Genomic DNA, 14,213 nt, shown 5'->3' with positions numbered 1-14,213 from the left:
TGCCGAGGGGCGACAATGAGCGCGGACCGTAGGCGGAAATGCGGCCAAAACATGAAAAAGAGGGAATTGAGGAACTGAAGAACTGAGGAATTGAAGAAAAGGAATTACGTCAGCTTCTCTCTGAGGCTCACGAGCATCCCATGGATTTGGGCATAAGATTGCCGCCAGGCGTCGAGTTGGGACTGCGTGATGTATTCAAGATCGAACGCGTAACATATCCACGTCTCCACTTCGCTGCATGACCCCACCGCCATCGAAACGAAGCGAGCGAATTCGGCTTTGGAATGGCTCTGCTTGGCAAATCCCTCAGCTAAATTGGCGCAGATTGCCTTACTCGAGCGACGCAATTGATCGGCTAGCGCGTATTGCTCAATTTTCGGAAAAGCAAGCGTGGCTCTATGCACCTCAAGAGAAACCGCGTAGGCGCGTTTGTAGACCTCCAGGTCCCTCGCGCGCTCAACGTAGCGCCCCGGCTTCTCCATCTCCTCAGTTCTTCAGTTCTTCAATTCCTCAGTTCTTCTTCCATCACTCCAGCAGCGGCGACCAGGCCGGATCCGAGGCGAAGTTCGCCGTCGGGATCGACTGTTCGTTGCGGCCGGTGAGATCGACCGAAACAAGTTTTGGTCCGCCATTGGAATCGCGGAAGAACATCAGCACCCGGCCGTTGGGCGCCCAGGTCGGCCCTTCCTGCTGAAAGCCGGTGGACAGGATGCGCTCACCCGAACCGTCGGTGCGCATGACGCCGATCTGGAATTCGCCGCCGGTCTGCTTGGTGAAGGCGATGAGATCGCCGCGCGGCGACCACACCGGCGTCGAATAGACGCCGTCGCCAAACGAGATGCGGGTCTGGCCCGAGCCGTCGGCGCCCATCACATAGATCTGCGCGCGGCCGCCGCGATCCGAGGTGAACACCACCTTGCTGCCGTCAGGCGAATAGGAGGGTGAGGTATCAATGGCGGTCGAGTTGGTGAGCCTGGTCGTCGAGCGGCTTCTCAGATCCATGGCGAAGATGTTGGAATTGCCGTCATCGCGCAGCAGGCTCATGATTACCTTCTGGCCGTCCGGCGAAAAGCGCGGCGCAAACGTCATGCCGGGGAAATTGCCGACCAGCTCGCGCTGCCCCGTCTCGATCTGCAGCAGGTACACCCGCGGCTGGCCGCTTTCATAGGACATGTAGGTGATTTCCTGCCGGTTCGGCGAAAAGCGCGGCGTCAGCACGATCGATTTACCGTTCGAGAGATAGCGGACGTTGGCGCCGTCCTGGTCCATGATGGCAAGCCGCTTCTTGCGCGCATTCTTGGCACCGGATTCGTCGATGAAGACGACGCGCGTGTCGAAATAGCCCTTCTCGCCGGTCAGCCGCTCGTAGATCGCGTCGGCGATGATATGGGCGACGCGCCTGGTATTGGCGTCGTTGGCGAAGAACTGCTCGCCCGACATCTGCTGGCCGGCAAACGTGTCCCACAACCGGTACTGGGCGCGAATGCGGCCGTCAGCCTCCTTGCCGACACTGCCGGTGACCAGCGCCTGCGCATTGATCACCTTCCAGTCTTCGAAGCGCGGCGTGGCATCCGGGTTCGAGATCTTTTCAATGAAAGCGCTTTTGTCGATCGGCGCGAACAGGCCGGAGCGTTTCAGGTCGGCACTGACGATGCCGGAAATCTCGGCGCCGAGCGCATCGCCGCCCTGGAAGTCCGTGATGGCGATCGGCAACGGCTCGACATTGCCCTTATTGACGTTGAGCTCAACGAGCGCCCGCGCCGGCAGGGTGACAGCAACAGTCATACCCAGCGCCATCGCTGCGATCGTCAGGAGCGGCTTGAGGATGGATTTCATGTCTTCTCGCTTCTCTTCGCTGATTCTGTGGGAGCCGGGCCTAAAGACCGAGCATCTCCCTGGGGTCAAAAGTGACCCGAACGTCGGACCAGATGTCTTGCTTGCCCGCCGGAACCTGCAAGCCGGCCACATCGCATTTCTGAACCGCGCGCACTGCACTTTCGTCAAACGGGCGGTTTCCGCTCGACTTTTCAACGCTCGGCCGGCCATCCAGCTTGCCGGAGGCGTCCAGATTAAACCGGACCACGACGACGAAATTCTCCGAACCCTCGAGCCCTGCCGGAAGCGTCCAGCAACCACCAAGCTGGGCCTCCAATGCCCCCTGCTCCGATTTCGAAAGCCTCTGGCCCTGGTCCTTCTCGCCGCCGAGCGATGCCTGCTGGGTCGAGCGCTTGGCGCCGCCGCCGGACGGCTTCCGCTTGTCGAGCAGCGCCGAAATCTCGTCGGCATTGAATTGCTTGTCGTCCGATTTCGGCCTGGACGAGGCTTCCTTGACCGGCTTGTCGGTGTCCTTGCGCTCCGGCGCCTTCGCGCTTTCAGCCTGGGCCGGCTGCGGCTTTGGCCGAGCCTCGGGCGCCGGCGCCGAGTCCGGAAGCTGCGCCTCCTCGGTCGGCGGTTGCTTGGCAATCGCCTCGGCGACGGCATCCGGCTTGACCTCGGGCTGCGGATCGATCGCGGCAGTCTTGTCCTGCGGCGGCGTGGGCGTCGGCTCCTTGGCCGGCGTCGGCTTGGGCTCGGTCTGCTTGACAGGTTCGGGCTTGACCTCTTCCTTCGGCTGCGGCACCGGCGCCACCTCCGTAGCGGGAATAGGCTTCGGCTTTTCCTTCGGCTTCGGCACGTCCTCAGGCTTGGGCTTTTCGACCGGCGTCGGCGCGGGTGGCGGAGCCGCCGTCATGTCGACCGGCTGGGGCTTGGGCTCAGGTGTCGGCGGCTTGTCGGTATCGACGCTGTTATCGCCGACTTTCTGGGCATCGGGAACGACGTCGGGACGCTGTGTCGGCAGCGGCGCCGGCTTGTCATGCATCACAGACTTCTTGTCGCCTTGCAGGACCTGTGCCGTCGCTTCCATCGGCACGATCTCGACCGACACCGATTCCGCATCGGACGCAGGCATCGCGGGCGGCGCCGACAGCGTGAACAGCCCGAAGGCAATCGCCACCGTATGCAAGATCACCGATGTGGTGAGGCCGGTCCTCATCTTGCGTCTACTGATCCTGTTCCTGCAGTGAAACCAGGCCGATATTCTTGTAGCCAGCAGCCGAGACGCGGGCCATCACCTTCATGGCAGTGCCATAGTCGGTGGACTTGTCACCCCTGATGAAAATGCGCTCGTCATAGCCGGTCTTCGAGATCGACTGCAGCTTTGCCACCAGCTCCTCGATCGGGATCTCGGTTTCCTGGAGGTAGATCTGACCGGCCGAGTTGATGGACACGGTTATAGGCTGCGTATCGGCGTTCATCGCTTTGGCCTGCGTGTCCGGCAGGTCGACCGGCACGCCGACCGTCAGCAACGGTGCCGCGACCATGAAGATGATCAGCAGCACCAGCATCACGTCGACCATCGGCGTGACGTTGATCTCCGAGATCAACGCGTGGTGGCGGCCGCGCCGCCTGTGGCCGCGCCCGCCGCGTCCTCCGCCACCTGCGCTTACGGACATTCCCATGATCGTTCCTCAGGCCTTCTGCGCCACTTTTTCATCGATTTGGCGCGAGAGTATGGCGGAGAACTCATCCGCGAACCCTTCCATGCGCACCGCGATCTTGCTCGCGTCGGACGACAGCTTGTTATAGGCGATGACGGCCGGGATGGCGGCTAGCAGGCCGATCGCGGTCGCCAGCAGCGCTTCGGCGATGCCTGGCGCGACCACCGACAGGCTGGTGTTCTTCGAGGCGGCGATCGCCTGGAACGAGGTCATGATGCCGATCACCGTGCCGAACAGGCCGATGAAGGGCGCCGCCGAGCCGGTGGTGGCGAGGAAGCCGAGCCGCCCTTCCAGCTTTTCCATCTCGCGGGTCAGCGCCAGATCCATCGCTTTGTCGATGCGGGTCTGCAGGCCGAGTGGCGATTTCGCGCCTTTCTCGAAGCTCTTCTTCCATTCGCGCATGGCGGCGACGAAGATCGCGCTCATGCCGGTCGTCTTGCGGTCGGCGAGCGTGCGGTAAAGCTCTTCCAGCGACTGCCCCGACCAGAACACCTGTTCGAAGCGGTTGAGCGCCAGCCGCATGCGGGCATAGGCGACGAGCTTGTCGACGATGATCGCCCAGGTCCAGATCGAGGCACCAAGCAGCCCGATCATGACCAGCTTGACCACCCAACCGGCCTGCATGAACAAGGCCCAAATCGATAAATGCGCGCCCGGTTCGGCGAGAGCGATGTTTTCCATGTTACGTCCTTAAAGATTTTCCGGGCGTGGCTGGCGGCTGGCCCATGGGCATCCCTTGTGGTCCGTTCGCGTTAGGCTTGCGGAATAACCCCAAATGCACCGTTGGCGGCCTTTTCGGGGCAAATATTGGTGAAAGGAAGGCGCTTGGATTCTCCCAATCTTAACCAATCCCTTCATGGACCGTTATGGTTAAGGATGGGTTAGGACGTACAGCGCGGCGCATTGCCGCGCCCTGATAGACCGCCTCGCGATTCTGGCCTGGACCGGGAGCTCTGGGATCGTCCGCCTCTGAACCTTTATTTGCGCGTTCTGGGCATGAAGGCTGCGATCCAGTCCTTGGGAAAGCGCCGCGGCCGCCCGTTCTCGCCGACGATCGCCGCTTCGACACGCGCCTCGACCAGCACTTCGCTGCCGCGCTTCAATTGCTGCGCCATGACGATGCGGGCGCCGGAAATCTCGTCGGTGCGCGTATCGATGGTCAGGATGTCATCCATGCGGGCCGAACCGCGGAAATCGATCTCCATGCGCCGCACCACCCAGACTATTTTCTCGCCATGCTTGCCGTCGGCAAGCTCGGTGTGGTGGACGCCGGCCAGCCGCAGATAGTCGGACCGGCCGCGCTCGAAGAATTCGAGATAGCGCGCGTGGTAGACGACGCCGGAAAAATCGGTGTCTGCATAATAGACCCGCGCCATCAGTCGATGGCCGAATTCCGTCAGCGCGCCGGAAAGTCCGGCGGACAATGCCGATTCACCGTGATCGTCCATTGCGCTGTCCTTTTGGCCCGACAGGCCCTGTTTCAAGCAACACCTGTTTTGCGCATAGACCGGCGATGATCAAGACCTGGAGGGCTGGGCCGGGGAACTGCCAGCACCGAAGCCATAAGCAGCGGAACTTAGGGTTCTTCCTGGAACAAGCTGATCTGCTGCTGCGCCAGGTCCTTTGGCGCGTCGAGGCCGAGATGCCGCCAGGCATTGGCCGCCAGCACGCGGCCGCGCGGGGTACGCATGATGAAGCCTTGCTGGATCAGAAAGGGTTCGATGATGTCCTGGATGGCATCGCGTGGCTCGGAAAGCCCGGCAGCGATTGTCTCGATGCCGACCGGCCCGCCGCCGAAATTCCGGGCGATCATCGACAGATAACGGCGGTCGAGCGCGTCGAGGCCGAGCCCGTCGACCTCCAGCCGCGTCAGCGCCTCGTCGGCGACCTTGCGGTCGACATGACCGTCGCCGGCAACGCTGGCGAAGTCGCGCACCCGGCGCAACAGCCGGCCGGCGATGCGCGGCGTGCCGCGCGCCCGCCGGGCGATCTCCAAAGCACCGTCGTCGCCGAGCGGCATGGCAAGGATGCGGGCGCCGCGCCGCACGATCTGCTCGAGTTCCTCGACCGAGTAGAAATTGAGCCGCACCGGAATGCCGAAGCGGTCGCGCAGCGGGTTGGTCAACAGGCCGAGCCGGGTGGTGGCGGCGACGAGCGTGAAGCGGGCCAGGTCGATCTTGACCGAGCGCGCCGCCGGCCCCTCGCCGATGATCAGGTCGAGCTGGAAATCCTCCATCGCCGGATAGAGGATTTCCTCGACCGCCGGGTTGAGCCGGTGGATCTCGTCGATGAACAGCACGTCGCGGTCTTCGAGGTTGGTGAGCAGCGCCGCGAGATCGCCGGCCTTGGCGATGACCGGACCCGAGGTCGAGCGGAAATTGACGCCAAGCTCGCGCGCCATGATCTGCGCCAGCGTCGTCTTGCCGAGGCCGGGCGGGCCGACGAACAGCACATGGTCGAGCGCTTCGCTGCGGCCCTTGGCGGCCTCGATGAAGACTTTGAGATTGGCCCGCACCGCCGCCTGGCCGACGAAGTCGCCGAGCGTCTGCGGCCGCAAGGTCTGCTCGGCGTCCTCGCCGCGTCTGTCGGGAGCAATGAGGCGTGGCGAAAGGCTCATGCGCATACCGCCCGAAAGAAAAAGTTTATATCGATACCGATCAACGTCACCCGGCACCCTCTCGTTCGTCGCCGTGCTCCTCGCCAACAACATGGCGGCCCACTGCATCTCTTACCACCGCGTCGATCTGTTCCAGCGCAGCAGGCCCGTCAGGTGGATCGCCTAGAAATCCAGCGAGGTCGGCAAATTCGAGATTGCGCGGCGTTCCTATCAGGAGACCATCCACGACCGTCCACGCAACAGTATCGCCTGACTTGAGCGACAACTCGTTCCGGACTTTCTTTGGAATCGTAAGCTGCCCCCTGGAGGTCAAGCTTGCATATCCGACCATGCTCTTGTTCCTAGTCGGAATTTATTTGTCGGGCAACGTCTCACCGTGCCAGCTCCTTCAGGCCGAAGCGGATCAGCTTCGAGGCGTCCGCCTCCTCGCCTGCCGTCTTCAGCGCCGCCGCCACCGCATTGGCGGCGGTGTCGCGCGAATAGCCGAGATTGACCAGCGCCGAGACGGCGTCGGTGATCGGCGCCGAGGCGACGCCCTCGCCGAGCTCCTGCTTCAGGCCGATGGTGCCGGAGGCAGTGCCCGCATAGGCAGGCGCCTTGTTCTTCAATTCGGTGACGATGCGCTCCGCCACCTTCTTGCCGACGCCCGGCGCACGGCTGACCATGGCGATATCGCGCAACGCAATCGCATTGGCGAGATCGGCCGGCGCCAGAGTCGACAGGATGGCCAGCGCCACCTTGGCGCCGACGCCTTGCACATTGTTCATCAACAGCCGGAACCATTCGCGCTCCAGCACCGACTGGAACCCATAGAGCCGCAGCATGTCCTCGCGCACATAGGTCTCGATGAACAGCACGACCGCCTCGCCCGGCCGCGGCAATGCCGCCAGCGTGCGCGCCGAGCAGTAGGCGACATAGCCGACGCCATGCACGTCGACGATGCAGAAATCCTCGTCGATCTCATCCAGCGTGCCTTTTAGCTTGCCGATCATTTGAGCGTGCCGATCATGCCGGGTGGGTTTCCGGAGAGATGATATCGAGGTCCGGGAAATAGCCGCGATAGCGCGCAGCATTGCGCGTCAGCAGGCGATGCCCAGCGACAACCGCATGGGCTCCAATAAAGAAATCCGGCAAGGTTCGTTCGCGAATGCCGCCGGCGCGGCGATAGCGCGAGTGCGTGACACCAGCGAGGAAGGCTGCTTCCCACGGCAGAAATTCGCGATCCATCTTGAGCATGTCGGCTGCTTGACGAAGAGCCTGTTCGGTCGCAATCAACGGCGCGAGCTCGGACCAGACGATTGCATTGATTACGAGTGCGCCGTCGCGCCGGCATGCGGTAATCGCGGATGCCGACCATTTCGTCTCCCGTCCGGCAGGACCCCAAACGTCGATCAAGACATTTGTGTCAATCAATGTCGAGATCTTCACGTGGGCCCCTCAGCCATTCCACATATTCATCCGCCGTCATGCCTCCCAGATCCAGCGTACCGGCCATACGATCGAGTATCTGGCTGAATCTGCGCGAGGCTTCCTCCTCCGACATGTTTTCGTCGACGGCTATGACACGAGCGCCGTCCTCGGTGGGGACGAACTCCACCTCCGAGCCCGGGCCGATACCGAGATGATCCCGTATTTCCTTCGGGATGGTCACTTGGCCCTTGGTGGTAACGCGCATGGTAATACCTCGTTGGTATTACCTATTGCCCACTGGAGAACAAGTCAAGAACATACTTATCCGGCCAGCGCCGCCATCCTGTAGGCGATGCTCTGCCGGTGATGCGCGTGACAGATGGCGATGGCCAGCGCATCGGCGGCGTCGTCGGTGTCGAAAGTCGCCTTCGGCATCAGCACCTTGACCATCATGTGGATCTGCTTCTTGTCGCCATGGCCGACGCCGATCACCGCCTTTTTGACGGCGTTTGGCGCATATTCGGCAACGACAAGGCCGGCACGCGCCGGCACCAGCATGGCGATGCCGCGTGCCTGGCCGAGTTTCAGCGTCGCCGCCGCGTCCTTGTTGACGAAAGTTTGCTCGACCGCCGCCTCGTGCGGCATCGCGGCATGCAGGATCTCGGCGAGCCCGTCATGCAATTGGCAAAGACGCACCGCCAGCGCGGCCTTGTCGTCGGACCGCACCGTGCCGGAAGCGACGAAGCGCAGCGAATTGCCGAGGCTTTCGACTATGCCCCAGCCGGTGCGCCTCAGCCCTGGATCGATGCCGATGATGCGAATCGCTTCCCCCATCCGTCAACTTTAACCCCGGCGAGCAGCGATGCCAGCGAAATGTGAACAAACCAGAAACAGCAACCGAGTCTGGTTTAGAGAATGTTTGAGAATTCGCTCTGGCGAGACAGATAGCGTGGTTTTCGAGAACCGGAGCGGAGCGTACATAAGTACGCGAGCACCGGAAGCGCAGAAAGCTGCGCTAGTCTAGTCGTTTGAATAACTGTTGGCGCGAGCGACAGACGGTCCTCTGATCCTTTGGCGGATGTGACAGCCGTCTCGGTTTCAACCGCGCAATGCTGCCGCAACGACGCTCTCCAGTGGCGTTGTCGGTCGACCGATCAGCCGGCTCATGGCGCCGCCGTCATCGAACAACGCTCCGCGTGAGGCTGCAATGTCGGCATCGGCCAGGATAGCGGCGAGATCGGCGGGCAGCCCGGCGCCTGTCAACACACCCTCATAGGCCGCCCCGGCAAGATCGTTGTAGGCGATCGCCTTGCCCGATTGCCGCGAGACCTTCGCCGCAAGCTCGGCGAGCGTGAAGGCTTGGTCCGCGGCGAGCTCGTAAGTCCTCCCTGCTTGATCCTCGCTCGTCAGCACCACGGCCGCGGCCTCGGCATAATCCTGCCGCGCCGCGGACGAGAAGCGCCCCTCATTTGCGGCGCCGATGAAGGCGCCGTGCTCCAGAGCCGCCGGGAGCGCCATCAGATGGTTCTCGGTGTACCAGCCGTTGCGCAGGATGACGGCGGGTAGGCCGGAGGCCGCGATGACCTCCTCCGTCTGCCGATGTTCGACCGCGAGCCTCGCGGGAGACGTGTCCGCATGCAGCATGCTTGTGTAAGCGATCAGCGAAACCCCCACCCGTTGGGCGGCCCTGATCACTGACCGATGCTGCGGCAAGCGGCCGCTGACTTCGGTCGAGGAAATCAGCAGCAGTCTATCGACGCCGGCCAGCGCCATCGGGAGCGTGTCGGGACGATTATAGTCCGCCTCCCGCACGATTACGCCGCGTTGGACAAGATCGCTGGCCTTTGCCGGATCACGAACCGCCGCAACGATCCGGCTCGCCGGAACTGTCTTCAGCAGCGCGTCGATCACGAGACGGCCAAGCTGCCCTGTTGCTCCAGTTATTGCGTACATCGTTCTGTCCATTTCGTGGTTGGATGGATTGAGAGCCTCAGATAGCGGCTCTCGTTACCATCGGAAACCACGTATCTTGTAGTTACCATCATTTTCCGGTAACCAACTGGAAACTCTCATGGAAGATGCGCGATGGTCCTCAGGATGCGAACGAAGGTCAAGGCGCTTCCCGGCTGCCCCATGTCGAGGTGCATGGCGCTGCTTGGCGGGTGCTGGACACCCGAGGTGCTCTGGTCCTTGAGCGACGGCCCGCGCCGGTTCTCCGAATTGCGCCGCGATATCCCAGCCATTTCGGCGAAGGTGCTGACCGCCAGGTTGCGCGATCTCGAGGAGCGTGGCGTCCTCGCACGCCACGTGATGCCGACATCGCCGCCGACCGTGGAGTATGAGCTGACGTCATTGGGGCAGGAGCTGCTCCCAGCGATCAGGTCTATCGTGGAGGTCGGATCGCGCCTGCTGCTGCGTGATTCTCCCCGCCTGATGATCGCGAGCCCATCCCTTCGCGGTTAGTCTAGATGGCCGCCGGAGTAGAATTATGAAACGGTCTCTCAGCCGCGGGCGAAAGCCGTGTTGAGCAGCGTGATCTGGTCGGAGACCGGATTGAGGCGACGGCTCGACGGCGGCACCTCGGCAAGGCCGCCATAGATCTCCTCGTCCATCCGGCGCACCAACGCCTGCAGCCGCAGCGAACGGTTGACGAGGTCGATGAAATCCTTCGGCAGCTCGGCCCAGCCGGGCGCCTCGTCATGCGCCGAGGCAGTGTCGAGACGCACCTTGGATTTTTCTGAGGCCACCTGATCGCGGGTCATCTCGCCGGAATTCGCCGCCCGCTGCAAAAGCAGCCACGAGGCGACCTGCATCAGCCTGGTGGTCAGCCGCATCGATTCGGCCGCATAAAGCGTCGCCGCCAGCCTCGACAGCTTCTTGGCCTCGGCGCGGCCCTTGCCGTCGAGATATTCGGCCGCCTGCTCGACCAGGCCCATGCCTTCCTGATAGAGCGGCTTGAAGGATTGGGAGAAAACCCGGCGCTCCGCCAGCTTGATGGTTTTCGCGCTCGCCTTCGAAGGCTCGTTCATCGCTACGCCCCTGCACTTGCCTGACAGCCGGCCGATTCGGCTCTTGGCCGCCATATCCGGCAGCCTAAACGACTGAAGCTTGAAAATGCGCTTCGCTGCCAGCGAAGGCAAGCACATGTTTAACAAACGGTTAACGGACGCATTTAGCCGGAAGGACGCCCATGCCGGCGGACAAAAAAAGAGCCGCGGATAAGGCGGCTCTCAGGAGTTTAACAGGGAGGCGTCAAACAAAGTGGCTCCAACCACTCGGTAAGAATCCAGATCACTGGATGGACATAGTAAACGCCTGTAAAGCTTAACGAAGCCTTAACGCGGGGCATATTTTTCGATCAAGCGCCCAGCAACTGTGCCGTAACAGCACAGCTGACTGGCCACGGCGCCGTTCACACCACCGCTTGGAAAGTAGGGGCGACGCTTGCGCCATGGTTTCCTCCAAATGGTGACCGGCTTACCGAAACAAAACGGCACTGCGCGCGACATCGTTCCGAAACAGGCGCCGCGCTAAACGCCCGTTCCTCGCAACGAGGCGGAGCAAACCTTGCGCTCCGGCAATCATGACAATCTCTCAAGGAGCGAACAATGGACTGGTACTCGGCCGTTAAATTTCTGCACATCGTCTCGGCGATCCTCTGGGTCGGCGGCGGCTTCACGCTGATGCTGCTCGCGGTACGCGCCGACCGCGCCGGAAACGTCGAAGGCATGCTGCAGGCGATGCGCGCCACCGGCGAGCTCGGCAACCGGTTCTTCGCGCCCATGTCGATGCTGACATTGCTTTTCGGCCTCATCATGTGCGGCTTCTGGGTCGGCTTTTCCGATCTGTGGGTGCTGATCGGCCTTGCCGGTTATGCGACGACCTTCTGCATCGGCATGTTCATCTTCAAGCCGACTGCCGACCGCATGGCAGGCATGATCGCCAAGGAGGGCGTGACACCGGCAGTGCTTGCCCAGGGCCAGCGCATCCTCAGCGCCGCGCGCTTCGACTATTCGGTGATGCTGGTGATCATCGCGGACATGGTGCTGAAGCCGACGCTGCACGACATCACCATTCTGGGCTGCATGGCGTTCGTGCTCGCAACCGGCATTGCCCTGGCGCTTGGCAGGACGCGGCAGCTGCTGCCGAGTGCCGCCTGAGGTGTAAGGAATCCGGCGGCGGCCGAATGGGGCCGCCGTCTTACAGGAGGCCGGCGATGCCGTCCCACAGAAGCTTGACCGCGACGACCGCCACGGTCGCATAGGTGAAGGGATAGAACAGCTCCGGCCGCATCCGCCGCACCAGCCAGGCGCCGGCAATTGTCGACAGCGGCGCCAGCGGCATCAGCACCGCCGATGCGGTCAAATTGGTGGTGTCGAACTGGCCGAGCGCGAAATAAGGGATGAGCTTCAGCGCATTGGTGACTGCGAAGAAGATCGCCGCGGTGCCGGACAGCACCTTCGGATCGAGCCTGATCGGCAAGGCATAGACCTGAAAAGGCGGGCCGCCGACATGGGCGACGAAGCTGGTGAACCCGGCAACGGTACCCCAGAAGCCGGCGGCGACGCGGTTGGGCTCCGCCGCGTGGCCGGCACCGTGGCGGAGTTGCAAATAGAGCCAGCGCAGCACGAAGATCAAGGCAACCGCGCCGACGATCAGCCGCACCATCTCTTCGGTTACAAGTGCCGCCGTCAGCCAGCCAAGGGCGATGCCGATCACGGCGCCCGGCATCATGTCGGCCAGCATCTTGCGGTCGAAGATGCCCCACCACGTCCACACCGAGACAATGTCCATCAGGCACAGAATTGGCAGAAGGATTGCGGCAGCCTGAACCGGCGGCATGGTCAGCGCCATCAACGGCACGCCGACAAAACCGACGGCGCCGCCGAAGCCGCCTTTCGACAGGCCGACGAGGATGACGGCCGGAATGGCCGCGGCATAGAACCAGGGATCGACGAGCAGGCCTGACATGGGGAAGGGACGCTGGAGGGAAAGTTGAACTCTGGAATAGACCAGAAATGGCCAGACCGCGACCGCAAATATGTGGGCCACGCCACCGAAACCCGTCACATGTTTGGCATGTCGAGCGGCGGCGGGCGTCTCCGGATCGGCTGCGCCTTGATAATGGCGGTGCTGGTTTCGGCCTTGTCGGCGATGCGGTCGAGAATCCCGTCGAGCTCGCCGATCGAGCGGACGAACAGCCGGGCAACGAAGCAGTCATCGCCCGTCACCTTGTCGCATTCGCCGAATTCCGGGATTTCCTCGATCAGCTTCTGGACGATGTGCAGCTTGCCCGGCAATGGCCGGATGCGAACGATCGCCTGCAAGGCGTAGCCGAGCGCCTGCGGATTGATGTCGATGGTGAACGCGCGGATGACGCCGCGATCCTCTAGCCGCCGAAGCCGCTCCGAAACGCTTGGTGACGACAGCCCGACCTGCAGCGCCAGTTCCTTCAGCGAGGTCCGTGAATCCTTGACCAGGATATCGAGGAGCTTTCTGTCGAGCTCGTCCAGCATTTTACAATTCCAAGAAAAAGCCGATGTTTACCTAATTTAATGAGGTTCGTCCTGCATATCACCAGCTAGAAGCCATGGAAAGACCCGATCCGCTGTGGGATTATAAAATCTCAACGGGTTTCAGGAGCATCCATGGACAACACGGTACGCGGCACGATCGAAATGACGGCGGCGATGGCGATCCTCGGCACGATCGGCTGGTTCGTCGTCCTTTCCGGCCAGCCCATCATGGACGTGGTGTTCTGGCGCTGTGCTTTCGGGGCGGTAACGCTGCTGATCATCTGCGCGGCGCTGGGACTGCTGCGTGGCAGGCTGTCGCTTCGCATCGTCGCGATCGCGGCTCTTGGCGGTGCTGCCATCGTTATCAATTGGCTGTTGCTGTTCAGCGCGTTTTCCCGCGCGTCGATCTCGATCGCCACGGCCGTTTACAACACGCAGCCCTTCATGCTGGTGGGTTTTGGCGCGCTCTTCTTCTCCGAACGGCTGACGGTGACCAAGCTGACCTGGCTCGGCATCGCCTTCGCCGGCATGCTGCTGATCGTGCAGGCCGCGCCCGATGCAGGCGATCATGGTACGGATTACTTTACCGGCATTGCGATGGCGCTGGCCGCGGCTTTCTTCTGGGCCGTTGCGGCTATCGTCACCAAGAAGCTCAAAGGCACGCCGCCGCACCTGATCGCCCTGATCCAGGTCTGCGTCGGCGTTCTCATGCTGGCACCCTTCGCCAATTTCACCCACCTTCCCGCCGATGCGCGGAGCTGGGTCATGCTGGCGACACTCGGCATCGTCCATACCGGCCTGATGTACATCCTCATGTACGGTGCCATCCAGAAGCTGCCGACGCATCTGCAGGGGTCGCTGTCCTTCATCTACCCAGTCGTCGCCATCCTCGTCGATGTCGTCGCCTTCGGCCATCGGCTGCAGCCGGCGCAGATCGTCGGCGCCGCCGCCATCCTGGTCGCCGCCGCCGGCATGAATCTCGGCTGGTCGCTGTGGAAATCGAAGGTGCCTGCGTAGGGGCCGCAAGCGACCGGCGGGGAGAATTTCGGCCAACGGCAGCCATGCGCCGAGCCCCACAAAATCGTTGACGGCAAACGAGATCCCCCCTGCCGCCTGTTCAACTCCCGCACT

The 14,213-nt window shown here is 62.4% G+C and carries 19 protein-coding genes; 3 read left to right on the top strand and 16 right to left on the bottom strand.

What is annotated here, in order from left to right:
- Positions 1-104 precede the first annotated feature (104 nt).
- The 13 genes from NKI24_RS13735 to NKI24_RS13675 form a co-directional block, all read right to left on the bottom strand.
- Positions 105-482 carry a four helix bundle protein gene (locus tag NKI24_RS13735; RefSeq protein WP_352450823.1) on the bottom strand — a complete coding sequence of 126 codons (378 nt, stop codon included), beginning with the start codon at positions 480-482 and terminating at the stop codon, positions 105-107.
- A 43-nt stretch (positions 483-525) separates the two neighbouring features.
- Complete coding sequence (gene tolB, locus NKI24_RS13730) at positions 526-1,797, bottom strand: Tol-Pal system beta propeller repeat protein TolB (RefSeq protein WP_245274748.1); 1,272 nt, start codon at positions 1,795-1,797, stop codon at positions 526-528.
- A gap of 79 nt (positions 1,798-1,876) precedes the next feature.
- Positions 1,877-3,034, bottom strand: coding sequence for a cell envelope integrity protein TolA (gene tolA, locus NKI24_RS13725; protein ID WP_352745932.1), 1,158 nt, complete (start codon positions 3,032-3,034; stop codon positions 1,877-1,879).
- Between the two features lie 7 nt (positions 3,035-3,041).
- Positions 3,042-3,500 (bottom strand): protein TolR, encoded by a 459-nt coding sequence (tolR, locus tag NKI24_RS13720; protein ID WP_352450825.1) that lies wholly within the window; start codon positions 3,498-3,500, stop codon positions 3,042-3,044.
- 9 nt (positions 3,501-3,509) lie between these two features.
- Entirely contained in the window at positions 3,510-4,220 is a 711-nt protein-coding gene (gene tolQ, locus NKI24_RS13715; protein WP_023677997.1) for a protein TolQ, read from the bottom strand.
- A gap of 296 nt (positions 4,221-4,516) precedes the next feature.
- Entirely contained in the window at positions 4,517-4,987 is a 471-nt protein-coding gene (ybgC, locus tag NKI24_RS13710) for a tol-pal system-associated acyl-CoA thioesterase (protein WP_023677998.1), read from the bottom strand.
- Between the two features lie 128 nt (positions 4,988-5,115).
- Positions 5,116-6,156, bottom strand: coding sequence for a Holliday junction branch migration DNA helicase RuvB (ruvB, locus tag NKI24_RS13705; protein WP_352745929.1), 1,041 nt, complete (start codon positions 6,154-6,156; stop codon positions 5,116-5,118).
- Positions 6,157-6,202: 46 nt separating this feature from the next.
- A complete protein-coding gene (locus NKI24_RS13700; RefSeq protein WP_023678000.1) occupies positions 6,203-6,487 on the bottom strand; it encodes an AbrB/MazE/SpoVT family DNA-binding domain-containing protein in 285 nt (94 codons plus the stop codon).
- Between the two features lie 40 nt (positions 6,488-6,527).
- A complete protein-coding gene (ruvA, locus tag NKI24_RS13695) occupies positions 6,528-7,148 on the bottom strand; it encodes a Holliday junction branch migration protein RuvA (protein WP_023678001.1) in 621 nt (206 codons plus the stop codon).
- Between the two features lie 13 nt (positions 7,149-7,161).
- Entirely contained in the window at positions 7,162-7,584 is a 423-nt protein-coding gene (locus tag NKI24_RS13690; RefSeq protein WP_023678002.1) for a type II toxin-antitoxin system VapC family toxin, read from the bottom strand.
- Positions 7,562-7,831: an AbrB/MazE/SpoVT family DNA-binding domain-containing protein gene (locus NKI24_RS13685; RefSeq protein ID WP_352450829.1), complete on the bottom strand. Its 270-nt coding sequence runs from the start codon at positions 7,829-7,831 to the stop codon at positions 7,562-7,564. The genes NKI24_RS13690 and NKI24_RS13685 overlap by 23 nt, the downstream gene beginning before the upstream one ends.
- 56 nt (positions 7,832-7,887) lie before the next feature.
- The gene (gene ruvC / locus NKI24_RS13680; RefSeq protein ID WP_352450830.1) at positions 7,888-8,400 is read right to left on the bottom strand and encodes a crossover junction endodeoxyribonuclease RuvC; all 513 of its coding nucleotides are present in this window, start codon (positions 8,398-8,400) and stop codon (positions 7,888-7,890) included.
- A 264-nt stretch (positions 8,401-8,664) separates the two neighbouring features.
- On the bottom strand, positions 8,665-9,519 hold the full coding sequence (locus NKI24_RS13675) for an SDR family oxidoreductase (RefSeq protein WP_352745924.1): 855 nt from the start codon (positions 9,517-9,519) through the stop codon (positions 8,665-8,667).
- A gap of 192 nt (positions 9,520-9,711) precedes the next feature.
- Between NKI24_RS13675 and NKI24_RS13670 the strand changes: the two genes are divergently transcribed.
- Entirely contained in the window at positions 9,712-10,029 is a 318-nt protein-coding gene (locus NKI24_RS13670) for a winged helix-turn-helix transcriptional regulator (RefSeq protein WP_352450832.1), read from the top strand.
- 38 nt (positions 10,030-10,067) lie between these two features.
- Here NKI24_RS13670 and rcdA read toward each other — a convergent pair whose 3' ends face one another.
- Positions 10,068-10,595 (bottom strand): protease adaptor protein RcdA, encoded by a 528-nt coding sequence (gene rcdA / locus NKI24_RS13665; protein WP_352450833.1) that lies wholly within the window; start codon positions 10,593-10,595, stop codon positions 10,068-10,070.
- Between the two features lie 579 nt (positions 10,596-11,174).
- Between rcdA and NKI24_RS13660 the strand changes: the two genes are divergently transcribed.
- Positions 11,175-11,726, top strand: a complete 552-nt coding sequence (locus tag NKI24_RS13660; RefSeq protein WP_352745920.1) for a DUF2269 family protein — start codon at positions 11,175-11,177, stop codon at positions 11,724-11,726.
- A gap of 40 nt (positions 11,727-11,766) precedes the next feature.
- Here the strand turns inward: NKI24_RS13660 and NKI24_RS13655 are convergent, their stop codons facing one another.
- Both NKI24_RS13655 and NKI24_RS13650 read right to left on the bottom strand, forming a co-directional pair.
- A complete protein-coding gene (locus tag NKI24_RS13655; protein WP_352450835.1) occupies positions 11,767-12,537 on the bottom strand; it encodes a sulfite exporter TauE/SafE family protein in 771 nt (256 codons plus the stop codon).
- Positions 12,538-12,632: 95 nt separating this feature from the next.
- Complete coding sequence (locus tag NKI24_RS13650; RefSeq protein ID WP_352569589.1) at positions 12,633-13,082, bottom strand: Lrp/AsnC family transcriptional regulator; 450 nt, start codon at positions 13,080-13,082, stop codon at positions 12,633-12,635.
- A 132-nt stretch (positions 13,083-13,214) separates the two neighbouring features.
- Between NKI24_RS13650 and NKI24_RS13645 the strand changes: the two genes are divergently transcribed.
- Positions 13,215-14,099, top strand: coding sequence for a DMT family transporter (locus NKI24_RS13645; protein WP_352745915.1), 885 nt, complete (start codon positions 13,215-13,217; stop codon positions 14,097-14,099).
- The last annotated feature ends 114 nt before the right edge of the window (positions 14,100-14,213 follow it).

Origin of the sequence: Mesorhizobium sp. M0701 (assembly GCF_040320365.1) — a bacterium.
Classification (GTDB): Bacteria; Pseudomonadota; Alphaproteobacteria; order Rhizobiales; family Rhizobiaceae; genus Mesorhizobium.
Note: the sequence above shows the minus strand (reverse complement) of the source record. Positions and strands in the feature narration are given on the sequence as shown.